Annotated in this window: 16 protein-coding genes and 3 pseudogenes; 6 read left to right on the forward strand and 13 right to left on the reverse strand. The window is 51.7% G+C overall.

The window, feature by feature from the left end; translation table 11 throughout:
• Positions 1-3: 3 nt before the first annotated feature.
• The 5 genes from brxC (at position 4) to EPYR_RS14115 (ending at position 13066) form a co-directional block, all read left to right on the forward strand.
• Positions 4-3648, forward strand: a complete 3645-nt coding sequence (brxC, locus tag EPYR_RS14095; RefSeq protein WP_012669046.1) for a BREX system P-loop protein BrxC — start codon at positions 4-6, stop codon at positions 3646-3648.
• Between the two features lie 43 nt (positions 3649-3691).
• On the forward strand, positions 3692-7363 hold the full coding sequence (gene pglX, locus EPYR_RS14100) for a BREX-1 system adenine-specific DNA-methyltransferase PglX (protein ID WP_012669047.1): 3672 nt from the start codon (positions 3692-3694) through the stop codon (positions 7361-7363).
• Positions 7364-7553: 190 nt separating this feature from the next.
• Complete coding sequence (gene pglZ, locus EPYR_RS14105) at positions 7554-10151, forward strand: BREX-1 system phosphatase PglZ type A (protein WP_012669048.1); 2598 nt, start codon at positions 7554-7556, stop codon at positions 10149-10151.
• A 10-nt stretch (positions 10152-10161) separates the two neighbouring features.
• Entirely contained in the window at positions 10162-12246 is a 2085-nt protein-coding gene (gene brxL, locus EPYR_RS14110; RefSeq protein ID WP_012669049.1) for a protease Lon-related BREX system protein BrxL, read from the forward strand.
• A 421-nt stretch (positions 12247-12667) separates the two neighbouring features.
• On the forward strand, positions 12668-13066 hold the full coding sequence (locus EPYR_RS14115; RefSeq protein ID WP_226060746.1) for a hypothetical protein: 399 nt from the start codon (positions 12668-12670) through the stop codon (positions 13064-13066).
• Here EPYR_RS14115 and EPYR_RS19480 read toward each other — a convergent pair.
• The 3 genes and pseudogenes from EPYR_RS19480 to EPYR_RS21425 form a co-directional block, all read right to left on the reverse strand.
• A pseudogene (locus EPYR_RS19480) lies at positions 13063-13441 on the reverse strand (Hcp family type VI secretion system effector); the annotation flags it as partial. The gene EPYR_RS14115 and the pseudogene EPYR_RS19480 overlap by 4 nt on opposite strands.
• A gap of 6 nt (positions 13442-13447) precedes the next feature.
• A protein-coding gene (locus EPYR_RS14120) for an IS3 family transposase (RefSeq protein WP_104945030.1) occupies positions 13448-14616 on the reverse strand; the annotation gives its coding sequence in 2 pieces (ribosomal slippage) (positions 13448-14367 and positions 14367-14616; 1170 coding nt in all).
• 72 nt (positions 14617-14688) lie between these two features.
• Positions 14689-14889, reverse strand: a pseudogene (locus tag EPYR_RS21425) (integrase); the annotation flags it as partial.
• Between the two features lie 163 nt (positions 14890-15052).
• Here EPYR_RS21425 and mutS point away from each other — a divergent pair.
• Positions 15053-17614, forward strand: coding sequence for a DNA mismatch repair protein MutS (gene mutS / locus EPYR_RS14130; RefSeq protein ID WP_041474138.1), 2562 nt, complete (start codon positions 15053-15055; stop codon positions 17612-17614).
• Positions 17615-17893: 279 nt separating this feature from the next.
• Here the strand turns inward: mutS and EPYR_RS19495 are convergent.
• The 10 genes and pseudogenes from EPYR_RS19495 to cysC form a co-directional block, all read right to left on the reverse strand.
• Positions 17894-18746 (reverse strand): annotated as a pseudogene (locus tag EPYR_RS19495) (sigma-70 family RNA polymerase sigma factor).
• A 50-nt stretch (positions 18747-18796) separates the two neighbouring features.
• Positions 18797-19930, reverse strand: coding sequence for a murein hydrolase activator NlpD (gene nlpD, locus EPYR_RS14150; RefSeq protein WP_012669054.1), 1134 nt, complete (start codon positions 19928-19930; stop codon positions 18797-18799).
• A gap of 149 nt (positions 19931-20079) precedes the next feature.
• Entirely contained in the window at positions 20080-20706 is a 627-nt protein-coding gene (locus EPYR_RS14155) for a protein-L-isoaspartate(D-aspartate) O-methyltransferase (protein WP_012669055.1), read from the reverse strand.
• Complete coding sequence (surE, locus tag EPYR_RS14160; protein ID WP_012669056.1) at positions 20700-21461, reverse strand: 5'/3'-nucleotidase SurE; 762 nt, start codon at positions 21459-21461, stop codon at positions 20700-20702. The genes EPYR_RS14155 and surE overlap by 7 nt, the downstream gene beginning before the upstream one ends.
• Positions 21462-21833: 372 nt before the next feature.
• The gene (truD, locus tag EPYR_RS14165) at positions 21834-22883 is read right to left on the reverse strand and encodes a tRNA pseudouridine(13) synthase TruD (RefSeq protein WP_012669057.1); all 1050 of its coding nucleotides are present in this window, start codon (positions 22881-22883) and stop codon (positions 21834-21836) included.
• A gap of 3 nt (positions 22884-22886) precedes the next feature.
• Positions 22887-23360: a 2-C-methyl-D-erythritol 2,4-cyclodiphosphate synthase gene (gene ispF, locus EPYR_RS14170; protein ID WP_012669058.1), complete on the reverse strand. Its 474-nt coding sequence runs from the start codon at positions 23358-23360 to the stop codon at positions 22887-22889.
• 13 nt (positions 23361-23373) lie between these two features.
• A complete protein-coding gene (gene ispD / locus EPYR_RS14175) occupies positions 23374-24078 on the reverse strand; it encodes a 2-C-methyl-D-erythritol 4-phosphate cytidylyltransferase (RefSeq protein ID WP_012669059.1) in 705 nt (234 codons plus the stop codon).
• Positions 24071-24400, reverse strand: a complete 330-nt coding sequence (gene ftsB / locus EPYR_RS14180; RefSeq protein ID WP_012669060.1) for a cell division protein FtsB — start codon at positions 24398-24400, stop codon at positions 24071-24073. The genes ispD and ftsB overlap by 8 nt, the downstream gene beginning before the upstream one ends.
• 193 nt (positions 24401-24593) lie before the next feature.
• A complete protein-coding gene (locus EPYR_RS14185) occupies positions 24594-24917 on the reverse strand; it encodes a DUF3561 family protein (RefSeq protein WP_012669061.1) in 324 nt (107 codons plus the stop codon).
• An 88-nt stretch (positions 24918-25005) separates the two neighbouring features.
• On the reverse strand, positions 25006-25611 hold the full coding sequence (gene cysC / locus EPYR_RS14190) for an adenylyl-sulfate kinase (protein ID WP_012669062.1): 606 nt from the start codon (positions 25609-25611) through the stop codon (positions 25006-25008).

Genomic DNA, 25611 nt, shown 5'->3' on the forward strand with positions numbered 1-25611 from the left:
GCAATGAATATTGAACAGATCTTTGATAAACGCCTTGACCGAAATATTAATGGCGTTGTAAAAGCCGAACAGACGGACGATGCCAGCGCCTGGATTGAGATGGATGAATACGTCATCACTCGGGAACTGGAAGGGCATCTTCGCCATTTCTTTGAATCTTATGTTCCGGCAACCGGCCCGGAGCGCATACGCATGGAGAACAAAATTGGCGTATGGGTTTCAGGGTTCTTTGGCTCAGGTAAATCGCACTTTATCAAGATCCTGTCTTATCTGTTGTCTAACCGCAAAGTCAGCCATAACGGTACGGAACGTCATGCATACGCCTTCTTTGAAGAAAAAATCAAAAAAGATGCGCTGTTCCTTGCTGATATCAAAAAAGCGGTCCACCATCCGACGGAAGTGATTCTGTTCAATATTGATTCTCGCGCTAACGTCGACGACAAAGAAGACGCCATTCTTAAAGTCTTCCTTAAAGTGTTTAACGACCGGGTTGGTTACTGTGCTGATTTCCCACACATCGCCCATCTTGAGCGCGAACTGGCTAAACGCGGGCAATATGAGACTTTTAAAACGGCCTTCTCAAGTATTACTGAGAAGAACTGGGAAAAAGAGCGCGACTCCTACTATTTCATCAGCGATGAAATGGCGGAGGCCTTAAGCCAGGCCACGGGTCAAAGCGTTGATGCCTCGCGTCAGTGGGTAGAACAGCTTGATAAAAATTTCCCCTTGGATATCAATAACTTTTGCCAATGGGTTAAAGAGTGGCTGGATGAAAACGGCAAAAACATCCTCTTTATGGTGGATGAAGTCGGCCAGTTTATCGGTAAAAATACGCAGATGATGTTGAAGCTGCAGACCATCACTGAAAACCTGGGGGTTATCTGCGGTGGGCGTGCATGGGTTATTGTCACCTCTCAGGCGGATATCAATGCGGCCATTGGTGGTATGAGCAGCCGCGACGGACAGGACTTCTCTAAAATCCAGGGCCGTTTCTCTACCCGTTTGCAGCTTTCAAGCTCCAATACCTCCGAAGTTATTCAAAAACGTTTGCTGGTAAAAAACGATGCGGCAAAACCTGCACTCGCTAAAGTCTGGCAGGAAAAAGGCGACATTCTGCGTAACCAGCTTGCCTTTGATCCCACAACCAGCGCTTCATTACGCCCTTACACCAGTGAAGAAGAATTTATTGATAACTACCCGTTTGTCCCGTGGCACTACCAGATTCTGCAGAAGGTTTTTGAATCTATTCGTACTAAAGGTGCCGCCGGTAAACAGTTAGCGATGGGTGAACGTTCACAACTGGAAGCCTTCCAGACTGCGGCACAGCAAATCGCTCCGCAAGGCCTGGATTCTCTGGTTCCGTTCTGGCGTTTTTATGCTGCAATTGAGAGCTTCCTGGAGCCAGCCGTCAGCCGCACCATCACTCAGGCCTGCCAGAATGGCATCCTTGATGAGTTCGATGGTAACTTGCTGAAAACGCTGTTCCTGATCCGCTATGTCGATGTGCTGAAAAGCACATTAGACAACCTGGTCACCCTTTCGATAGACAAAATCGATACCGACAAAGTTGAGCTGCGCCGTTGCGTTGAAAAAAGCCTGAACAAGCTGGAACGGGAAATGCTGATTACACATGTTGAAGACAAACACGTTTTCCTGACCAATGAAGAAAAAGAGATCGAGAACGAAATCCGCAACGTTGAAGTCGACTTCTCCGCGATCAACAAGAAACTGGCTTCGATCATCTTTGATGATATTTTGAAAAACCGCAAATATCGCTACCCGGCAAACAAGCAGGACTTCGATATCAGCCGCTTCCTGAACGGGCACCCGTTAGACGGTGCGATGCTTAACGATCTGGTGGTGAAAATCCTCACGCCAAAAGATCCGACCTATGATTTTTATAACAACGATGCTGCGTGCCGCCCATACACCTCAGAAGGTGATGGCTGCATTTTAATTCGTTTACCTGCCGATGCCCGGACCTGGACCGATATCGATTTGGTCGTCCAGACTGAAAAATTCCTTAGAGACAATGCAGGTCAGCGCCCGGAACAGGCCAGCCTGCTTTCAGAAAAGGCGCGCGAGAACAGCGTGCGCGAGAAAATGCTTCGCGTACAGCTGGAGTCACTCCTTGCCGAAGCAGACATCTGGGCGATTGGCGAGCGCTTACCGAAGAAATCCTCAACACCGTCCAGCATTGTGGATGAAGCCTGCCGCTATGTGATTGAAAATACCTTCGGCAAATTAAAGAAGCTGCGTCCTTATAATGGCGAAATCGCGCGTGAGATTCATCAACAGCTTACGTTAGAAAACGACACCGAACTTGATCTTGGCGACACAGAAGAATCCAATCCCGACGCGATGCGTGAGGTGGAAACCTGGGTCAGCATGAACATTGAGTACAACAAGCCGGTCTATTTACGCGATATCCTGAACCACTTTGCTCGCCGCCCGTATGGATGGCCGGAAGAGGAAGTGAAGCTGCTGGTTGCCCGTCTGGCGCGCAAAGGTAAATTCAGCTTCAGCCAGCAGAATAACAATATCGAGCGTAATCAGGCGTGGGATCTGTTTAACAACAGCCGCCGCCACAGCGAGCTGCGCCTGCACAAAATTCGCCGTCACGACGAATCGCAAATTCGCAAAGCCGCGCAAACTATGGCGCAGATTGCCCAGCAGCCGTTTAGCGAGCGTGAAGAACCCGCACTGGTTGAACATATCCGTCAGGTCTTCGACGACTGGAAACAGGAACTAAATGTCTTCAGAGCGAAAGCGGAAGGTGGAAACAATCCAGGGAAAGATGAAATTGAATCAGGTCTGCGCCTGCTGAATTCCATTCTTAGCGAAAAAGAAGATTTTGCCCTGATTGAGCGGGTCACAACTCTGGCCAATGAACTGCTGGAATTCAGCGAAGATCGCGAAGATTTGGTCGATTTCTACCGTAAGCAGTTTGCCACCTGGCAAAAGCTGGGCGCTGCGCTGAATGGCAGCTTTAAATCCAACCGCAGCGCGCTGGAAAAAAACACCGTGACGGTGAAAGCGCTGGGTGAACTGGAAAGCATCTGGCAGATGCCGGAGCCTTATAAACATCTCAATCGCATCACGCCGCTGATTGAACAGGTGCAGAACGTCAACCATCAGTTAGTCGAACAGCACCGACAACATGCTCTGGAACGCATTGACGCGCGAATTGAAGAGAGCCGTCAACGTTTGCAGGAAGCGCATGCTACCGCAGAGCTGCAAAACAGTGTTTTGCAGCCGATGCAAAAAGCCAGAAAACGCGCCGAGGTCAGCCAGTCGATCCCGGAAATTCTGGCGGAACAGCAAGAGACGATGGCGCTGCAAACGGATGCAGAGAAGAAAATAAACCAGTGGATCGACGAGCTGCGTAAAAAGCAGGAAGCCCAGCTACGGGCCGTAAAAGAGACCAAACAGGCCACAGAACCACGGCAGTCTTACGTTGCAGCTGAAAAACCCGTTATCCAACCGGTACCGAAAAAAACGCATCTGGTGAATGTTGCCAGTGAGATGCGCAAAGCCGCTGGCAGCGAAGTACTGGAAACCACTGAGCAGGTGGAAAAAGCGCTGGATACGCTTCGCGCAGCGCTGCTGGCAGCCATTGAGGCAGGTGACAGGATCCGTCTTCAGTAACCCCATTTCAGGGCAGCGCTCTGCTGCCCTTTGCAGGATTTCTATGAATACTAATAACATCAAAAAATACGCGCCACAGGCCCGTAACCAGTTACGCGATGCGGTGATCCAGAAGCTGACCACGCTGGGGATTTCCGCTGATAAAAAAGGCAATCTGCAGATTGCGGACGCCGGGATCGTCGGCGAAACCGTGCGCTATGGCCAGTTCGACTACCCCAAATCCACCCTCACGCGCCGTGACCGTCTGGTCAAACGCGCCCGCGAGCAGGGCTTTGACGTGCTGGTTGAACACTGCGCCTACACCTGGTTTAACCGCCTGTGTGCCCTCCGTTATATGGAAATCCAGGGTTATCTTGATCACGGCTTCCGTGTGCTCTCGCACCCGGAAAACCCATCCGGCTTTGAAGTGCTGGATCATGTGCCGGAAGTGGCGGAAACTCTGCTGCCGGAGAAAAAGGCACAGCTGGTTGAGATGAAGCTTTCCGGCAACCAGGACGAAGCGCTGTACCGTGAACTACTGCTGGCACAGTGTCATGCCCTGCACCGTGCGATGCCGTTCCTGTTCGAAGCAGTGGATGACGAAGCCGAGCTGCTTTTACCAGATAACCTGACCCGTACCGACTCCATTCTGCGCGATTTGGTAGACAGCATTCCTGAAGAAGACTGGGAAGACGTTGAGGTTATCGGCTGGCTGTATCAGTTCTATATCTCTGAGAAAAAAGGTGCCGTTATTGGCATGGTGGTAAAGAGCGAAGATATTCCTGCCGCCACCCAGCTGTTTACCCCGAACTGGATTGTGCAGTATCTGGTGCAGAACTCCGTCGGTCGCCAGTGGCTACAGACCTACCCGGACTCGCCGCTGAAAGGCAAAATGGAGTATTACATTGAGCCGGCCGAACAGACGCCGGAAGTGCAGACGCAGCTGGCCGCCATTACGCCTGCCAGCATTGAACCGGAAAGCATCAGGGTGCTCGACCCGGCCTGCGGCTCCGGGCATATTTTGATTGAAGCCTATAACGTGCTGAAAAATATCTACGAAGAGCGCGGCTATCGCGCCCGTGATATTCCGCAGCTGATTCTGGAAAATAATATTTTTGGTCTCGACATTGACGACCGTGCTGCCCAACTTTCCGGCTTTGCATTATTAATGATGGCCCGTCAGGATGACCGCCGGATATTCACCCGCGACGTGCGCCTGAATATTGTCTCCCTGCAAGAAAGCCTGCATCTGGATATTGCCAGACTGTGGCAACAGCTGAATTTTCATCAGCAGAGCCAGACCGGCAGCATGGGGGATATTTTTGCCGAAAATACCGCATTGCCTCATACCGACAGTGCGGAATACCCGCTGCTAATACGTACCCTGAAGCGCTTTGTGAATGCCAAAACGCTGGGCTCACTGATTCAGGTGCCGCAGGAAGAAGAAGCTGAGCTGAAGGCGTTTCTCAATGCGCTGTATCGCCTGGAACAAAAAGGGGATTTCCAGCAGAGGTCCGCAGCGAAAGCGTTTATTCCGTATATTCAACAGGCGTGGATACTGGCACAGCGGTATGATGCGGTGGTGGCTAATCCGCCGTATATGGGCAGTAAGGGAATGAATGGTGAGCTGAAAGAGTTTGCCAAAGATAATTTCCCGGAAAGTAAAGCTGATTTGTTTGCGATGTTTATGCAGCATGCATTCTCTTTGCTTAAAGAAAATGGATTTAATGCCCAGATAAATATGCAAGCCTGGATGTTCCTGTCTAGCTACGAATCGCTGCGCGGTTGGTTATTGGATAATAAGATGTTTATCACAATGGCCCATTTAGGGGCGCGGGCATTTGGGCAAATTTCTGGAGAGGTGGTTCAAACAACAGCATGGGTGATTAAAAATCATCGCAATGAAAAATACCAACCAGTTTTCTTCAGACTAATCGGCGGCACAGAAGCTGAAAAGAAAAATGACCTTCTTTTGCACAAGAATATTTTCAATAGATTCAAGCAAAATACTTTTAAAAAAATACCAGGTTCACCGATTGCCTATTGGATAGATACTTCCAGCCTACTCTCATTTAGTGTTAATAAAAAACTTGGTGAAAAAATATCTTTAAAAGCTGGAATGTCAACCGGAGACAATACCAGATTCCAGCGATATTGGTTTGAAATTTCCTTGGACAAATCATCCATTAATAAAAATTATAATGGAAAGCCATCAACATATAAATGGATTCCATGCAGTAGTGGTGGGGAATACCGAAAATGGTACGGTAATAATGAGTTGGTTGTAAATTGGATGAATGATGGTTACGAAATAAGAAATTTCAAATTTGAGAACGGAAAAACCCGATCAGCTGTTAGAAATGATGAATTTTACTTTCTCGAAGGTATAACTTGGTCTAAAATAAGCCAAGGGAATTTTTGCGTAAGATATCGTCCAGAAGGTTTTGTTTTTGATGACACAGGGCGCTGTGGATTCTCAAATGACAAAAACAACCTCTTATTTGCAGCAGGATTAATGTGTACGCCCGTTATAAATCACTACTTATCAATTCTTGCTCCTACACTTAGTTTTACAAGTGGTGAATTAGCATCAGTACCCCTTTCCGAATTAGACGATAGAATACCCGAGCTAGTCAAGAGTGCTATTAACACAGCCAAAAATGACTGGGATTCATCCGAACTATCTTGGGATTATGATAAATCCCCATTACTCAAAAACAATCCCCCCCCCTTAATGCTCAAGCAAGTCTATGAGCAAAAGGTATTAACAGATAATGAAATAATTGAACTACTTACGACTATTGAAAATAACATAAACAATATTTTTATTAAAAAAAATGGATTGGATAACAGCGCTGTAAAATCGGTATCAAAAAACGAAATAACCCTTTTATGTAATCCGTTTTATCGATACAAAAATATTACAAATTACACCGAGCAACTCAAAAAATATTATACAGATTTAACAATTGATTTTATTAGCTACTCCATCGGCTGCCAAATGGGCCGCTACTCCCTCGATCGCGAAGGCCTCGTCTACGCCCACGAAGGTAATAAAGGCTTCGCCGAACTTGTCGCTGAAGGCGCATACAAAACCTTCCCAGCGGACAATGACGGTATCCTGCCATTGATGGATGACGAGTGGTTTGATGACGACGTTACCGCGCGCGTCAAAGAGTTTGTCCGCACCGTCTGGGGCGATGAGCACCTGCAGGAAAACCTCGATTTTATCGCCGAAAGCCTCTGTTTATACGCGATAAAACCGAAAAAAGGCGAAGCTGCGCTGGATACCATCCGCCGCTATCTTTCCACCCAGTTCTGGAAAGATCATCTGAAGATGTATAAAAAGCGCCCGATCTACTGGCTGTTCAGCTCCGGCAAAGAGAAAGCGTTTGAGTGCCTGGTCTATCTGCATCGCTACAACGACGCCACGCTGGCGAGAATGCGTACCGAATATGTCGTCCCGCTGCTGGCACGCTACCAGGCCAATATCGATCGCCTGCATGAACAGGTCGATGGTGCCTCCGGCGGTGAAGCCACGCGTCTGAAGCGTGAGCGTGATAGCCTGAGCAAAAAATTCAACGAACTGCGTAGCTTCGACGATCGCCTGCGCCACTATGCTGATATGAGAATCAGTATTGATCTCGACGATGGCGTTAAGGTTAACTACGGTAAGTTTGGCGATCTGCTGGCGGATGTAAAAGCCATTACCGGCAATGCGGCCGGGGTGATTTAAGTCAGATTGCATATCCTTTCCCACCACCGGGCTTCAGACCGGTGGTGATCTCAATACCGGAAACCCGCCTTATTCAGGCACCCGTCACTTCCGGTTCATGATAAAATATGGCTTTGTGTCAGAACGCTGAACATCGGTTCCCGACATTCTGACATACTCGAATTTACAGAATCAATATGGGATTGTGACCTTGCAAAATCAGGAATTTATTGCCGGCCTTAAAGCTAAATTCGCCGAACATCGCATCGTTTTCTGGCACGATCCCGATAAGCGTTTCCTTGAGGAGCTGGGTAACCTCAAACTGGAGAACGTCACGCTGCTCAATATGTCCGACCAGTCACAGCTGGCGGTGAAAAAGCGCATTGAAATCGATGAGCCTGAACAGCAGTTTTTGCTGTGGTTTCCCCACGATGTGCCCGCAAAAGAGTTCGACTGGCTGTTGGACATTCGTCTTTACAGTGCGGAGTTCCACGCTGATTTCGCCGCCATCACTCTGAATACGTTGGGTATTCCGCAGCCTGGCCTGCGCGATCATATTCAACGCCGCAAGGCATTTTTCAGCCTCAGGCGTCTGTCTGCCTTAAAAGGCCTGGTGACAGAGCAGGAAAACGAAGCCTCTCTTGATAAGAAGATGGTTGCGGTCATCGCTGGCGTCAAAACAGCAAAAACGGAAGAGATCCTGTTCAGCCTGATGACCCAATACGTTAATCAGCAGCAAGATGACGACAGCGATCTGGAAAACACCCTGGCGATGCTGAAACGCCACGATCTGCAAGGCGTGCTGTGGGGCATTCTGAATCAGGAAATGGGCTACCAGGCCGAGCATCCTTCGCTGGAAAACCTGATCCTCAAGCTGTTCTGTACCGATCTCTCCGCACAGGCAGATCCACATAAAAGCGCATGGCTGGAAAAAAACGTGCTGGCCACGCCGTCAGGCAGAGCATCCGCGCTGGCCTTTATGGTCACCTGGCGTGCCGACCGTCGCTACAAAGACGCTTATGATTATTGCGCACAGCAGATGCAGGATGCGCTGCGACCAGAAGACCAGTACCGTCTCAGCTCGCCCTATGATTTGCACGCGTGCGAAACCACGCTGAGCATTGAACAGACCATCATTCATGCGCTGGTGACGCAGCTTCAGGAAGAAAGCACCACGCTCGACCGCGAAGCCTTCAAGAAGCTCATGTCCGAGCGTCAGAGTAAGTACTGGTGCCAGACACGCCAGGAATACTACGCCATTTATGATGCGCTGCGTCAGGCCGAACGGCTGCTGAATCTGCGTAATCGTCACATCGACGGCTTCCACTATCAGGACAGCGCAACATTCTGGAAAGCCTACTGCGAAGAGCTGTTCCGCTTTGATCAGGCCTACCGCCTGTTTAACGAATACGCGCTGTTGGTTCACAGCAAAGGCGCAATGATCCTGAAAAGCCTGGATGACTATATCGAAGCGCTGTATTCCAACTGGTATCTGGCGGAACTGAGCCGTAGCTGGAATAAGGTTCTGGCAGCCGAAAACCGTATGCAGGCGTGGCGTATTCCGGGCGTTCCCTCACAGCAGAACTTCTACAATGAGGCGGTCAAACCACAGTTTAACAATCCGCAGATCAAGCGCGTGTTCGTGATTATCTCCGATGCGCTGCGTTATGAAGTGGCAGAAGAACTGGGTAACCAGATCAAAACCGAGAAACGCTTTACTGCCGAACTGCGTTCCCAGTTGGGCGTGTTACCCAGCTATACCCAACTGGGCATGGCAGCATTACTGCCTCATGACGAGATGGGCTATCAACCGGGTAATGGCGACATCGTTTATGCGGACGGATTGTCCACCTCAGGTACGCCTAATCGCAATACCATTCTCAAGAAATATAAAGGGATGGCAGTAAAATCGGACGACCTTTTGAAATGGAAAAATCAGGAAGGGCGGGATCTTATTCGCGATTACGAGGTCGTTTATATCTGGCATAACACGATTGATGCCATCGGCGACAGCGCATCGACAGAAGAAAAAACCTTTGAAGCATGCCGCAATGCTGTGGTCGAGCTAAAAGATTTGGTGACCCGAGTGATAAACCGACTCCACGGTACACGCATTATCGTAACGGCAGACCATGGTTTCCTGTTCCAGCAGCAACCCCTTTCCGGCCAGGATAAAACCACGCTGCAGATTAAGCCGGACAATACGATTAAAAACCACAAACGCTTTATTATTGGCCATCAGCTTCCTGCCGATGACTTTTGCTGGAAAGGGAAAGTGGCGGATACCGCAGGCGTCAGCGATAACAGCGAGTTCATGATCCCTAAAGGGATCCAGCGTTTTCATTTCTCAGGTGGTGCGCGGTTTGTGCACGGTGGAGCGACGTTGCAGGAAGTTTGCGTGCCGGTATTGCAGGTGAAAGCGCTGCAGAAAACCGCAGCCGACAAACAACCACAGCGTCGTCCGGTTGATATTGTTGCGTATCATCCGATGATCAAGCTGGTGAATAACATTGATAAGGTCAGCCTGCTCCAGACTCACCCGGTCAGTGAGCTGTACGAAACACGCACCCTGAATATTTTCATCGTCGACAGTGCGAATAACATGGTTTCCAGCAAAGAGCGAATCAGTTTTGACAGCGACAACGGTACAATGGAAAAACGCGTACGTGACGTTACGCTGAAACTGATTGGCGCAAATTTCAATCGTCGTAATGAATACTGGTTAGTTCTCGAGGATGCACAAACGGAAACGGGTTACCAGAAGTACCCTGTGATTATCGATCTGGCGTTTCAGGATGATTTCTTTTAAGTGAGGCGATATGCAAACCCATCATGACTTACCCGTTCCAGTGATATCCGAAGGGGAACTCGTCGCAGAAGGTTACGATCTGGACGCTTTGCTGAATCAGCATTTTCGCGGACGCGTGGTGCGTAAGGATCTGACCAAGCAGCTCAAGGAAGGGGCTAACGTTCCGGTTTATGTGCTGGAGTATCTGCTCGGTATGTATTGTGCTTCCGACGATGACCAGATCGTCGAGCAAGGGTTGCAGAACGTTAAGCGCATTCTGGCTGATAACTACGTCCGCCCCGATGAGGCAGAAAAGGTGAAATCGCTGATTCGCGAACGCGGATCCTACAAGATCATCGACAAAGTGTCGGTAAAGCTCAATCAGAAGAAAGACGTTTACGAGGCTCAGCTCTCAAACCTCGGTATTAAAGATGCGCTGGTGCCGCCGCAGATGGTAAAGGACAATGAGAAGCTGTTGACCGGCGGCATCTGGTGCATGATCACCGTGAACTATTTCTTTGAGGAAGGGCAGAAAACGTCGCCCTTCTCCCTGATGACCATCAAACCTATCCAGATGCCCAATATGGATATGGAAGAGGTGCTCACCGCGCGCGCACACTTCAACCGCGATCAGTGGATTGATGTCCTGCTACGTTCCGTGGGGATGGAACCCGCTAACATTGAGCAGCGAACCAAGTGGCACCTGATCACCCGTATGATCCCTTTCGTGGAAAACAACTACAACGTCTGCGAACTGGGTCCACGCGGTACCGGTAAAAGCCATGTTTATAAAGAATGTTCACCTAACTCACTGTTAGTCTCCGGCGGGCAAACCACCGTTGCAAACCTGTTTTACAACATGGCCAGCCGCCAGATCGGCCTGGTAGGAATGTGGGACGTAGTAGCATTCGATGAGGTGGCGGGGATCACTTTTAAAGACAAAGACGGCGTACAAATAATGAAAGATTACATGGCGTCTGGCTCGTTTTCCCGCGGTAGAGATTCGATTGAAGGCAAAGCATCGATGGTATTCGTCGGCAACATCAATCAAAGCGTTGAAACGTTAGTCAAAACCAGCCATCTCTTAGCCCCCTTCCCTGCCGCAATGATTGACACGGCGTTTTTCGACCGCTTCCATGCCTATATCCCCGGCTGGGAAATCCCGAAAATGCGCCCGGAATTCTTTACCAATCGCTACGGCCTTATCACCGATTATCTCGCCGAATACATGCGGGAAATGCGCAAACGCAGCTTCTCCGATGCGATTGATAAATTCTACAAGCTGGGTAATAACCTCAACCAGCGCGACGTAATCGCGGTAAGGCGCACGGTGTCAGGTTTATTGAAGCTGCTACATCCTAATGGAGCCTACAGCAAAGAAGATGTTCGTGTTTGCCTGACCTACGCTATGGAAGCCCGTCGTCGCGTCAAAGAACAGCTTAAAAAGCTGGGTGGACTGGAGTTCTTCGATGTGAATTTCAGTTACATCGATAACGAGACGCTGGAAGAATTCTTCGTCAGCGTGCCAGAACAGGGCGGCAGCGAATTAATTCCTGCTGGTATGCCTAAACCGGGCGTTGTCCATCTGGTGACTCAAGCCGAGGGGGGAATGACCGGGCTGTATCGTTTTGAAACACAGATGACAGCGGGGAACGGTAAACATTCGGTTTCCGGGATTGGTTCAAATACCGGCGCTAAAGAAGCCATCCGCGTGGGGTTTGATTATTTCAAAGGAAATCTCAGCCGCATCAGTGCCACAGCGAAGTTCTCAGACCATGAATATCATCTTCATGCTGTGGAACTCCATAGTACCGGCCCCAGCATTTCAACCAGCCTTGCAGCACTCATTGCATTCTGCTCGGTGTTACTGTCAAAACCTGTTCAGGAACAAATGGTGGTACTGGGTAGCATGACGCTTGGCGGTGTCATTAACCCGGTGCAGGATCTGGCCGCATGCCTGCAGGTGGCATTTGATAGTGGCGCGAAGCGCGTATTGTTACCTATGGCATCCGCAATGGACATCCCAACCGTACCGACAGAGCTGTTTACTAAATTCCAGGTCAGTTTTTATTCAGAGCCGGTTGATGCGGTGTATAAAGCGTTGGGTGTTAATTAACCCTGAACAGATGTTAGGTCATTGAGGATAGGCTCCACAATGACGTAACAAAACACAACCAAAAACCTGTTTAATATTATGTAAAAACACCATTTCCTTAATTACCATTCTATTACACCGAACCATGAAATAAGGGGCATACTTATTATTGCATCCAGCATAATATTTATACTTTCTCACCCAAATATTATGCGTGTTCGTACATGGATGGAACAACATATCTGAGGTTTGGATAAAACAACAAGCCCTAACGTCAGGCTTATTTCCATTTATGCATTTTTAAACAATACCTACGTTTGAGATAAGCTATACCGAACCTTAGCTGCCTGGTGGCCCCTCTGTAGTCCCAGCCAGCATCGCTACTGTCCTTTATGTTCAAATTCGAATGATAACCTCACTTGCAATAATGGGAGGATGGGATGTGAAAGATGACCGAGTAAGAAGCCTTGTTTATAGTTGCCTTGTCGGGAATGCAGCGAAAGATATCCTCAAAGGCACGGGGATTGTTGTTGGCTCTAAGATGTCTACTCAATTAATTAGAAGTATATCGAAAGAAACGATATTCGCCATTAACAAAAAAGTAGGATTTAGATTGTTAACAAAGTTTGGTGAGAGAGGGGCTATCTATTTAGGAAAAATGATCCCTCTTGTCGGTGGCATAATCGGCGGGACATTTGATGGAGTTTCAACGAATATAGTTGGTAATGTTGCCCGTAAAACGTTCATTAGGGAAAAGTTTTTTAGCAGAATAGTCCAACCTATAAATTTTAACCGAAGCAGTGTGTATAAATCACTGCTTCCATTTAAAATTTTCACTTAGGCTTCTTTATTACTTTTGATATCCCATCCTGATTGTGACTCTGCCCCTTTACCGCCCGAGGAAGCCTGTTCCCAATACTGAATTTTGACTTTAGATGCCTGGAACTGATATGACAAACTCAGGAATTCGGAGTGTGTCGATCCATTGAACAGGACATTGGTCACAAGCACATCTTCAAGGGTGATCCTGCACTACTCAATCTGGCTACCACCGGCCTTACAAGTAGAAAGTTCAACTTTAATGATATGCTTTCCATTGGAAACATACTTCATCAGAGCGGGTGTTGCTATATCCATATGGGTCTGAAACAGTCAGATCCCTGTATTGAACCTTCCCTGCCCCGCCTCCACCACCAATACTCATGTTTCCGGGCTGAAGTGGTCAACAAAAACTGGCCACCGCGTTAGAGTTTTTCCAGTATCGATTTTCTGATTCGTTTGGTGGCAACCCACCATTATATTCGTGCGGCCTGAGTGCGCTGTAATATCCAACGATGTAGTCCGTTATGGCGTGAGTCGCATCGCTGAAGCTTACGTAACCTGTCACTGGCACCCATTCGTTTTTCAGACTCCGAAAGAAGCGTTCCATTGGGCTATTATCCCAACAGTTTCCACGCCGGCTCATACTCTGCCTGATCCGGTAGCGCCACAGTAACTGCCGGAACTGCCTGCTCGTATAATGACTGCCCTGATCGCTGTGGAACATCACTCCTGCGGGCTTACCGCGAGTTTCCCATGCCATTTCCAGTGCTTTCATGGTGAGTCTACTGTCCGGCGAGAACGACATTGCCCAGCCCACTGGCTTTCTTGCAAACAGGTCGAGAACAACAGCGAGGTATACCCAGCGTTTGCCTGTCCAGATATAGGTCACATCACCGCACCACACCTGGTTTGGCTCTGTTACGGCGAACTGTCGCTCAAGGTGATTCGGGATAGCAACGTGTTCATGACCGCCACGCTTATACCGGTGAGTCGGCTGCTGGCGACTGACCAGCCCCAGTTCTTTCATGAGCCGGCCAGCAAGCCAGCGCCCCATCTGATAGCCTCTCTGGGTTGCCATTGTGGCGATGCTTCTTGCTCCGGCCGAACCGTGGCTGATGCCATGTAGCTCAAGTACCTGACTTCGTAACACAGCCCGTCTGCCGTCTGGTTTTTCAGGACGATTTTTCCAGTATTTATAGCTGCTGCGATGAACCCCAAACACATGGCAGAGAGTGGCCACAGGATAACGCGCCCTGAGTTTCCCGATTATCGAGAACCGTTCAGGGAGTCTGACATCAAGAGCGCGGTAGCCTTTTTTAATATTTCGTTTTCCATTTCAATACGTTGTAGCTTTTTCTTCAGCTCACGTATTTCGATTTGTTCCGGTGTTATCGGAGAGGCTTTTGGTGTTTTGCCCTGCCGCTCATCACGCAGTTGCTTGACCCATTTTGTCATCGTGGAAAGACCGACATCCATAGCCTTAGCGGCATCAGAGACGGTGTAGTTTTGATCAACAACCAACTGAGCGGATTCACGTTTGAATTCAGGACTAAAATTTCTTCTTTTCATTGGAGCACCTGTGTTGTTCTGAGGTGAGCATATCACCTCTGTTCAGATGGCCAAATTCAGTAAACCACTTCAAACCCTTCTTTGAATGATATAGGTCTTCTTTGTAGCACTGATCTTAACACCAAAGCCAACGGGTGAATCACGGTGGCTGTCAGTGATAAGATACGGCTTATCCGATACATCAGGCACATACATAATTCGTCCATGTGAATCAAACTCTGGTTTTGTCTCTATAGAAAACTTCTTGATTACTATGGATTGACTCAGAATCATCTTCGCGGNTGTTGCCTCATGTATACCAGAAGTGCCATGTTGTATTCTGGATAGTCGCCANAATACAACATGGCATACAAATTTTCGGATTTAGATGGGTTTAACCGGGTTCAGATGGGGCCACTTGAGTACGTCTAAAGCCATAAAAATGAGTAAATTCAANATGAAAGAGTCTACTGACAAGGAATTTTCTAGCCACACCCCGATGATGCAGCAGTATCTACGCCTCAAGGCGGAACATCCCGAAATCCTGCTATTTTACCGCATGGGTGACTTCTACGAACTGTTTTATGATGATGCTAAACGCGCCTCACAGCTGCTGGAGATCTCCTTAACCAAACGCGGCGCATCGGCCGGGGAACCCATTCCGATGGCGGGAGTACCTTATCATGCGGTAGAGAACTACCTGTCAAAGTTGGTGCAGCTCGGTGAATCGGTCGCTATCTGTGAGCAGATTGGTGACCCGGCATTAAGTAAAGGGCCGGTCGAGCGCAAAGTGGTGCGTATTGTGACTCCCGGCACCATCAGCGATGAAGCGTTACTGAATGAACGCCAGGATAATCTGCTGGCTGCCATCTGGCATAGCCCGCGCGGCTTTGGCTATGCCACGCTGGATATCAGCTCGGGCCGCTTCCGCCTGGCTGAGCCGACTGACCTGGAAACGATGGCTGCCGAACTGCAACGTACCAACCCGGCAGAGCTCTTGTACCCGGAAGACTTTGCCGCCATGGCGCTGATTGAGAATCGTCGTGGTCTGCGCCGCCGTCCGCTATGGGAATATGAACTGGATACCGCCCGCCAGCAGCTGAACCTGCAATTCGCCACGCGCGATCTTAGCGGCTTCGGCGTGGAGCAGGCGCATCATGCCCTGCGTGCCGCCGGCTGCCTGCTACAGTACGTTAAAGATACCCAGCGAACCTCGCTCCCCCATATCCGCTCGCTGACCATGGAGCGCCAGCAGGACGGCATCATTATGGATGCCGCGACGCGCCGTAATCTTGAGATCACGCAAAACCTCGCCGGAGGAAGCGAAAACACCCTGGCTTCGGTGCTGGACAAAACCGTAACGCCAATGGGCAGCCGTATGCTCAAACGCTGGCTGCATATGCCGTTACGCAATACGCAGACGATCACCCAGCGGCAGCAAAGCATCCGCGCCCTACAGGATTTAAGTGACAACCTGCCCCCGCTTCTGCGCCAGGTCGGCGATCTTGAGCGCATCCTGGCACGTCTGGCGTTACGCACTGCGCGCCCGCGCGATCTGGCGCGTATGCGTCATGCCTTCCAGCAGCTGCCGCTGCTGGATAGCGAGCTGGTCAACAGTGATAATGCGCACCTGCAAACTTTGCGTAGTCAGATGGGGGAGTTCAGCGAGCTGCGCGAGCTGCTGGAACGCGCCATCATTGAAACGCCGCCGGTGCTGGTTCGTGACGGAGGGGTGATCGCCCCAGGCTATAACCAGGAGCTGGACGAATGGCGGGCGCTGGCCGACGGGGCGACCGACTATCTTGACCGTTTGGAGATCCGCGAACGGGAAAAGCTGGGGCTGGATACGCTGAAAGTTGGCTTTAATGGTGTTCACGGCTACTACATTCAGGTCAGCCGTGGTCAGAGCCACCTGGTTCCCATTCACTACGTGCGCCGCCAGACGCTGAAAAACGCAGAGCGCTACATTATTCCCGAACTGAAAGAGTACGAAGACAAGGTACTGACTTCTAAAGGCAAAGCGCTTGCACTGGAAAAAAACCTCTACGATCAGCTGTTTGATATGCTGCTGCCGCATCTGGAAGCGTTACAGGACAGCGCCTCTGCTCTGGCAGAACTGGACGTATTGAGTAATCTCGCTGAACGCGCCTTGACGCTGAATTACCACTGCCCAACGTTGAGCGACACCCCCGGTATTAAGCTCACTGGCGGCCGTCATCCGGTGGTCGAGCAGGTGTTGAAAGAACCCTTTATCGCCAATCCGCTTTCACTCTCGCCCCAGCGCCGTATGCTGGTGGTCACCGGCCCCAATATGGGCGGAAAAAGTACCTATATGCGTCAGGCCGCTCTGATTACCCTGATGGCTTATATAGGTAGTTTCGTTCCCGCAGATCAGGCGACCATTGGCCCAATCGATCGTATTTTCACCCGAGTAGGTGCGGCGGACGATCTCGCTTCCGGCCGCTCCACCTTTATGGTGGAAATGACCGAAACCGCCAATATCCTGCATAACGCCACCGAGTACAGCCTGGTGCTGATGGATGAAATTGGTCGAGGAACTTCAACCTACGACGGTCTTTCGCTGGCGTGGGCCTGTGCCGAAAGCCTGGCCAACCGCATCAAAGCCATGACGCTGTTTGCCACACACTATTTCGAACTGACCACCCTGCCTGAGCAAATTGAGGGTGTGGCGAACGTGCATCTGGATGCTGTCGAGCATGGCGATACTATCGCCTTTATGCACAGCGTGCAGGAGGGGGCCGCCAGTAAGAGTTACGGCCTGGCCGTAGCCGCACTGGCCGGGGTTCCCAAAGACGTTGTCAAGCGAGCGCGCCAGAAGCTGAAGGAGCTGGAAGCGCTGTCCGGTAGCGCTGCCAGTACCAAAGCCGATGGTTCTCAGCTGCCGCTGCTGGTTGAGGAAACGTCACCAGCGGTCGAGGCGTTAGAAGCACTTGATCCGGATTCTTTGTCACCGCGTCAGGCGCTGGAATGGATCTACCGCCTGAAGTCACTGGTTTAAGTCATACGGTGCGGTCAAACAATGGGCGACCGAAGGGTCGCCTGCTAAACTCCCCATGATAAAACGCTGGTGGCGGTAGCGCCCCGGTTAAGGTTGCGGATAAGCTGCTTCGCCGTGCCACTCCTGTTATCTCCACCGCTAAAGAGCATTGACGGCAGCAAGCAGGCCTTTCCCACCGGAAAAAAGGCAATAAAAAAAGCGGTGACTTTTTGGATGGTCACCGCCTTACGCATTACTGATGAATCAGACTGTTATTCTTTCACACTGTTCTTCACGCTATTATTCACGGAAGAGCGCTTCAATACTCAACCCCTGCCCCTGCAGTATTTCACGCAGACGACGCAGGCCTTCAACCTGAATCTGACGAACACGCTCGCGGGTCAAACCAATTTCACGACCCACATCTTCCAGCGTGGCCGCTTCATAGCCAAGCAGGCCGAAACGACGAGCCAGTACTTCACGCTGCTTGGCGTTCAGTTCGAACAGCCACTTAACGATGCTTTGCTTCATGTCATCGTCTTGGGTGGTATCTTCCGGGCCGTTGTCTTTTTCGTCGGCCAGGATATCCAGCAGCGCTTTTTCAGAATCCCCGCCCAGTGGCGTATCAACTGAGGTAATGCGTTCGTTGAGGCGCAGCATCCGGCTTACGTCATCAACAGGCTTATCCAGCTTTTGCGCAATCTCTTCCGCACTTGGCTCATGATCGAGCTTATGCGAGAGTTCACGCGCGGTGCGCAGATAAACATTCAGTTCTTTTACGATGTGGATTGGCAGACGAATGGTACGGGTTTGATTCATAATCGCCCGTTCGATCGTCTGACGGATCCACCAGGCGTAGGTTACTTTCGATCATTCGGCGACGTGAAGGCACATCACCACGGAGTGCACGACGGGCAAAAAAGACTTCTTCCTCAGCCGTGAGCAGCGGAGAGTAACCAATCTCTCCCAAGTAGAGCTGGGTAGCATCCAGCACGCGCTGTGTTGCGCCCTGAGATAACAGATCTTCTTCAGCTAAATCGTTATCACCAGGTTCATTTCCGACAAGAGCCTTCTCATCAAAGACCTCAGCTCCGTTTTCATCGAATTCCGCGTCTTCATTTAACTCGTTAACTTTCAGCGTATTCTGGCTCATAAGCGGCTCCTACCCGTGATCCCAGGGCAGAACCGCAAGGTTCTGCCGGATTATCGTTGCGGCAAATAACGCAACGGGTTTACGGATTTCCCCTTGTAACGAATTTCAAAGTGTAATCTAACAGAACTCGTGCCAGTACTGCCCATCGTGGCAATCTTCTGACCCGCTTTCACTTCTTGTTGTTCACGGACCAGCATAGTGTCATTGTGGGCATAAGCACTCAGATAGTCATCATTATGTTTGATGATAATCAAATTACCGTAACCGCGTAGCGCGTTACCGGCGTATACCACCCGCCCGGAAGCAGTGGAAACAACGGGTTGGCCATGCGATCCTGCGATATCGATACCTTTATTGCCACCTTCGGAAGCAGAGAAGTTATCAATAATCTTACCGTCGGTTGGCCAACGCCAGCTTCCCACCTGAGTAGAGCTGTCCGTTGTACTGCTGACGGTCGGAACGGCAACCGGAACTGTCGTCGTTGCAACAGTTTTACCGGATGAAGGCAGCATTTTGCCCTCACTTATTGTATCTGAGTCCTCAGAATACGTAATAACAGGTTGGTGTGCAACCGTTGCCGTTTTCATCTGCGTGCCGTTATGTAACGCTGTTATGCCAGCCGCTGTAGCGTCAGCGGCCGTTACCGCATTGCCACCGGTGATCGGCGTACCCGTACCATTGGCGACTTGTAACTGCTGGCCTACGTTGAGGCTGTAGGGCGCAGCGACGTTATTACGTTGCGCCAGATCACGGAAATCATTGCCGGTAATCCAGGCAATATAGAATAACGTATCGCCACGTTTGACCGTATAAGTGTCACCACCGTAGCTACCTTTCGGAATATTCCCATAACTACGGTTATAAATTATACGACCATTTTCACTGACCACATTTTGGGGCTGGCCGGGCGAGGAAACATTCATTCCGCTGTTCGATACGGGCGGGCGGGCCGGGCGAACGAGATGACCGGTGCTGTCCCCCCCGGCACTGCTAACGGGAACGGAATTCCCCGCAGAGGCGGAATTGCCGGTTGGCGCAGAATTGCCGCTCATCATGCCGGATCCATTTCCGCCAACCGAACTGATAGGGGCTTGAGTATCGTTGCTGCTGGAACAACCTGACAGCCAAAATCCTACCAGTGAAACGGCCGCTATACGGCGCAACTTAAAAACCGGGCTTCCCATGCTGATTTACTCCCCCATTACGGCAATACTTTAATAAATAATGATTAACTTTATTGCAGCGATAAGGCTGTGCAACAGAGCCAGATACTAACAATATCAATGGCGGCGTGCCATGAAACAGTTGTGTACAAATATCCTCGCCGTGGCGATCACGCAAGGTCGCCTTTCACCAGCGGCACAAAACGCACCGGCTCAATGGTATCGACAATAAACTCATCGCCCTTACGGTGAATACGTTTCAGCACCTGGTTTTCTTCCCCAACTGGCAAGACCATAATCCCGCCATCAACAAGCTGTGACATCAGGGCATCCGGTATTTCCGGCGGGGCAGCCGTCACTATAATCGCGTCAAAGGGGCCGCGTGATGGCCAGCCCAGCCAGCCATCGCCATGTCGGGTGGAAACATTGTGCAGATCCAGCTGCTTCAGACGGCGTTTAGCCTGCCACTGCAGCCCTTTGATGCGCTCTACCGAACAAACATGCCCTGCCAGATGCGCAAGGATTGCCGTCTGGTAGCCGGAGCCGGTGCCGATTTCCAACACGCGCGATGCCGGGGTCAGCGCCAGCAACGAGGTCATTTTGGCCACCATGTAGGGCTGGGAAATTGTCTGCCCGCTGCCAATCGGCAACGCGGTATTTTCCCAGGCTTTGTGTTCAAAGGCTTCATCAATAAAGCGCGCGCGCGGCACGTCACCTATAGCCAGTAACAGCCGCTCGTCATCAATGCCCTGCAAACGCAACTGCACCAGCAGGCTCTCTATGCGTCCACTTACCATTCCCTGGCGACCCCGGCATTCTCCAGCCACGAGGAGACAACCTCCTGCGCCGCATGGGCAGTAAGATCGACATGCAGCGCCGTCACTGACACATAGCCTTCATCAACCGCAGCAAAATCAGTATCAGGCCCGGCATCAAGCTTTTCCCCAGGAGGTCCGATCCAGTACAGCGTATTACCGCGCGGATCTTGCTGTGGGATAGCCTGACTGCTGGGATGACGGCTGCCGCAACGAGTGACGCGGATCCCTCTAATCTGCTCCAACGGCAGATCCGGCACATTAATATTGAGGATACGGCCGGTACGTAACGGTTCACGCAACAGCGCTTTCAGGATGGAGCAGGTTACCGCCGCCGCCGTGTCATAGTGCTGGTAGCCGTTAAGTGAGACCGCCAGCGCCGGCAGGCCAAGATGCCGCCCTTCCATCGCCGCCGCAACGGTTCCAGAGTAGATAACATCGTCGCCAAGATTAGGGCCGGCGTTGATTCCGGAGACCACGATATCCGGCTTCGGGCGCATCAGAGTATTGACGCCGAGATAAACACAGTCAGTGGGCGTGCCCGTCTGTACCGCAATATCACCGTTGGGGTAATTAAAGGTGCGCAGAGGCGTTTCCAGCGTCAGCGAGTTTGACGCTCCGCTTCGATTGCGATCCGGGGCGACAACCTGCACTTCAGCGAATTCACGCAACGCCTTTGCCAGCGTCTGAATGCCCGGAGCATGGATACCGTCGTCGTTACTCAGCAATATGCGCATCTGATACCTGACTTGTTGAATTTAATGAACCACAGCAGGAGCCAGAGTGGATTTTATCCTGAAGCTTAACCTGTTGAGGCTATGATGGCTTTCATACATACCGCTGTGTGAACCGATTGGCGTATTTTAGCCGGATGCGGCGATAGGTGGTAGGTGTAAATATCTGGTAAATAGAAAGATGGCAGGGATGGCGGCTTATCTTACTATTGAATTTAACAACGGCGCGGGGAGCCTGCTCTGACCTGGCATTTGCCGCTGTGAAGGTAATGCGGGTGCTGTCAGACGTCGTGGGGGAACAAAGAATGATGACTAATATCAACGCTAACACGTCGGCAAAGCCTGCTGCCTGACACAGGCTCTGCCGGAGAACGACTACTCGTCTGCTGCGGTGGAACTGCTCTGAGTGACCAACAGTTCTCTTACCACGCTGGTGGCAAAGCTGCCGGCCGGCAGCCAGAAGTTCATCTCAAGCGTGGCGTCATCGGCCCAGCTCCAGATCAGGTCGCGGGGTATCACCAGCATCGCACGGCGCGCAGCATCGACCCGCTCACGATCCATCAACGCGATAAGCGCGCCCTCATGCGCCAGGCTGTTTTGCTCGAAGGCCAGCGCCTTGTCACGCGAACCCCATTCGCCACTACCCGGCAGCGGCGCGGTGATACGCAACTCGTTGCTGTCCACGCGCTGCTGCAGGCTGTCGAGTTCGGCGGCCTCTGCAACAAACCAGCTACCGCGCCCGGTAAGCTGCAGCGCATCGCCGGCCAGTACCCGACACAGGGAACCCTGCTGCGCCAGACGGTCGCTCACCACCTGATTGAACATCGCGCTACGTGCGGCTGACAGAATAAAACTGCGTTTACTGCGCTCGCGTACGCGAATGTCATCCGCCGCCCAGCGCTGCGCCAGCGTCAGGTTGTTGCCATCATGACCAAAACGCTGGCTGCCAAAATAGTTCGGCACCCCGTCGGCGGCAATCTGCTGCAGGCGGTGTTCCACCGCGTCCCGATCGGATATCTGACGCAGAACCAGCGTAAAGGCATTGCCCTGCAGTGCCCCGGTGCGCAGTTTACGGCGATGGCGGGCGCTTTCCAGCACCTCAACCCCTTCCAGCTGAAAGCCGTTCAGGTCCGGCGTCACTTTGCCCGGCAGACGCAGGCAGAACCACTGCTCGGTGACGGCATGCCTGTCTTTCATGCCGGCAAAGCTGACGTCGCGCGCCGGGATACCAGCAAATTTCGCCAGCGCCTCGGCAACAAAACGCGTGTTGCAGCCCTGTTTACGCACGCGCACCAGCAGCTGTTCGCCTTCTCCATCCGGGGCGTAACCAAGATCTTCAATCACCACGAAATCTTCGGGAATACTCTTAAGTACACCGCTGGCAGTGGGTTTACCGTGCAGCCAGCCCTGACGGGTTAAATCCATCAGTTACGCCTTAAACAATAACGCGACGGCTTCACAGGCAATGCCTTCGCCGCGCCCGGTGAAGCCGAGCTTTTCGGTGGTGGTCGCCTTCACATTGACCTCGTCCATATGAATGCCCAGATCTTCGGCAATATTGATGCGCATCTGCGGCGCGTGCGGCAGCATTTTCGGTGCCTGGGCAATAATCGTCACGTCGACGTTACCCACGCGGTAGCCTTTCTGCGCGATCTGGCGCAGCGCTTCGCGCAGCAGTTCGCGGCTGTCTGCGCCTTTGTAAGCCTCATCGGTATCGGGGAACAGTTTGCCAATATCGCCCAACGCCGCCGCACCGAGCAGCGCGTCAGTCAGCGCATGCAGCGCCACATCGCCGTCTGAGTGAGCGAGTAAGCCTTTCTCATAGGGAATTCGCACGCCGCCAATAATCAGCGGGCCTTCGCCGCCGAAGGCATGTACATCGAAACCGTGACCAATACGCATTCTGCGCTCCTGATTAACTCTGTCTTTGGGTCAGATAAAATTGCGCCAGCGCCAGGTCTTCCGGTCGCGTGACTTTCAGATTGTCGCTACGTCCGTTGACCAATTCGGGGTGATAGCCACAGTATTCCAGCGCCGAAGCCTCATCGGTAATGTTCGCACCTTCACCGAGCGCGCGCAGCAGGCAATCACGCAACAGCTCAAGTGGAAACAGCTGCGGCGTCAGCGCGTGCCACAGGGCTTCACGTTCAACGGTATGATCGATATCGCTGCGGCCGCTGATGGCGCGCTTCATGGTGTCGCGCACCGGTGCCGCCAAAATGCCGCCAACCTTACTGCTGGCAGTCAGAGCCAGCAGGCGGGCCAGATCCTCCGGATGCAGGCAGGGACGCGCAGCATCATGTACCAGCGCCCATTGCGCGTCCCGCGCTGTCTGCAGGCCCGCCAGCACCGAGTCGGCACGCTGGAGGCCGCCCGTCACCGTGGAGACGCGCGCATCCCGGGCGATGGGCAGTTGATGAAAATGGCTATCTTGTGGACTGAGAGCCACCACCACCCGATTGACCGCCGGGTGCGCCAGCAGCGCATGCAGGCTATGTTCCAGAATGGTTTTGCCGCAGAGGGTGAGATACTGCTTCGGGCAGCCGGACAGCATACGGCTACCCACGCCCGCTGCGGGCACCACGGCAATCACGTTTGGTAAAGAGATGATTTTATTCATAATGGCGATTACCGGCTGGCACCCGTGCCTGCTGCGCGTTGCGTCTGTTTTGATCCGGCACAAGGCGATAGAAAGCCTCGCCGGGTTTGATCATCCCCAGCTCATTGCGTGCGCGCTCTTCAATGGCTTCCGAACCGCCATTTAAGTCGTCGATTTCAGCAAACAGACGATCGTTACGCGCTTTAAGCCTGGCGTTAGCGCCCTGCTGCGAAGCAACATCATCGTTAACACGCGTGTAGTCATGTATGCCGTTCTTGCCCAGCCAGAGCGAATATTGCAGCCAGCCCAAAAGCACAAGTAACAGCAGCGTAAGTTTTCCCATCCCCGCCCCCTGCGAAACGGCTCAATCATCCCATAACTTTTCGTGCGACTCCACTCTGAAGATAAAATTGAACGTGACTGAGCAAAAACGACGTGAAAATGCGGCGAAAAGGAGCAGACTTTGGCTGGATTTGAGGTCGGCTGTGCAAAATCTTGTCACGCGGCGATGCGTTTGTTTATCGCTGAGGACAGCGTTACCAACTGGATAACAGACAGAACAATAGCCAGAACAGGGAGATGGCTAGCAGAGTGGTGACCAGCGCCGTCCAGATCACTTGACCGCGCAGCAGCGCGCTGATGGCAACGCCTGCCAGCACCGATACCGGCAACAATGCAAGAAAGAAAGGCCAGGTATAAAGAAAAAACAAGAAGAGAGTGCCTGAGCCGTACATCATTAACGGGATTGCCAACGCTATCCACCAGGCAACAAAGCCCGCCACGCCACCGGGAAGGAACCATGACGTTTCTTTTTGCTGGCGTTGGTGTTTATCTGCCTGAATGGAGGTTGCATTTTGCATAGATACCCCGTTAAATTTCAGGCTGGGCAGTTCAACACCGCCGCGCCTGCTCATCACGCCCGTTAACGGGCGATAGACCAAAGTTAGCTCAGGGTTTGATGATATCTTGCTGACGCAGCAGATCTAATATTTTACCGGTTAAATGTGTTACCAATTGTTGGCCATCAAGACGAATATCGGCACGTAAAGGAGCCTGATAGTCCGCATCAATACCGGTGAAGTTACGCAGCTCTCCCGCCCGTGCCTTTTTATAAAGCCCTTTCGGATCGCGCGCTTCACAAATCGACAAAGGCGTGTCAACGAACACTTCGATAAAGCGCCCTTCACCCAGCATATCGCGCACCATCTGGCGTTCGGCGCGATGGGGGGAGATAAATGCACTCAGTACTACCAGCCCGGCATCCGCCATCAGCCGCGCGACTTCGCCAACCCGACGAATGTTCTCTTTGCGGTCGTCATCACTGAAGCCAAGATCGCGGCACAGGCCGTGGCGCACGTTATCACCATCAAGCAGATAGCTGCTGACGCCAAGCTGATGCAGCGCCTGCTCCAGCGCCCCGGCAACGGTAGACTTACCGGACCCCGACAGCCCGGTAAACCACAGCACCACGCCCTGATGACCGTGCAGCCGCTCACGCGCCTCCCGGCTTACCGGGTGCGCGTGCCACACTACGTTTTCATCATGTTGCGCCAT

Source organism: Erwinia pyrifoliae DSM 12163 (assembly GCF_000026985.1).
Taxonomy (GTDB): domain Bacteria; phylum Pseudomonadota; class Gammaproteobacteria; order Enterobacterales; family Enterobacteriaceae; genus Erwinia; species Erwinia pyrifoliae.

What these genes read in the sequence shown, in the direction of transcription:
- brxL (WP_012669049.1), top strand. Translation starts at nt 10,162, where the DNA reads ATGCAAACCCATCATGACTTACCCGTTCCAGTGATATCCGAAGGGGAA.
- truD (WP_012669057.1), bottom strand. Translation starts at nt 22,883, where the DNA reads ATGGATTTAACCCGTCAGGGCTGGCTGCACGGTAAACCCACTGCCAGC.
- ftsB (WP_012669060.1), bottom strand. Translation starts at nt 24,400, where the DNA reads ATGGGAAAACTTACGCTGCTGTTACTTGTGCTTTTGGGCTGGCTGCAA.
- pglX (WP_012669047.1), top strand. Translation starts at nt 3,692, where the DNA reads ATGAATACTAATAACATCAAAAAATACGCGCCACAGGCCCGTAACCAG.
- EPYR_RS14185 (WP_012669061.1), bottom strand. Translation starts at nt 24,917, where the DNA reads ATGCAAAATGCAACCTCCATTCAGGCAGATAAACACCAACGCCAGCAA.
- brxC (WP_012669046.1), top strand. Translation starts at nt 4, where the DNA reads ATGAATATTGAACAGATCTTTGATAAACGCCTTGACCGAAATATTAAT.
- EPYR_RS14155 (WP_012669055.1), bottom strand. Translation starts at nt 20,706, where the DNA reads ATGGTAAGTGGACGCATAGAGAGCCTGCTGGTGCAGTTGCGTTTGCAG.
- cysC (WP_012669062.1), bottom strand. Translation starts at nt 25,611, where the DNA reads ATGGCGCAACATGATGAAAACGTAGTGTGGCACGCGCACCCGGTAAGC.
- nlpD (WP_012669054.1), bottom strand. Translation starts at nt 19,930, where the DNA reads ATGGGAAGCCCGGTTTTTAAGTTGCGCCGTATAGCGGCCGTTTCACTG.
- mutS (WP_041474138.1), top strand. Translation starts at nt 15,053, where the DNA reads ATGAAAGAGTCTACTGACAAGGAATTTTCTAGCCACACCCCGATGATG.
- ispD (WP_012669059.1), bottom strand. Translation starts at nt 24,078, where the DNA reads ATGAATAAAATCATCTCTTTACCAAACGTGATTGCCGTGGTGCCCGCA.
- surE (WP_012669056.1), bottom strand. Translation starts at nt 21,461, where the DNA reads ATGCGCATATTGCTGAGTAACGACGACGGTATCCATGCTCCGGGCATT.
- ispF (WP_012669058.1), bottom strand. Translation starts at nt 23,360, where the DNA reads ATGCGTATTGGTCACGGTTTCGATGTACATGCCTTCGGCGGCGAAGGC.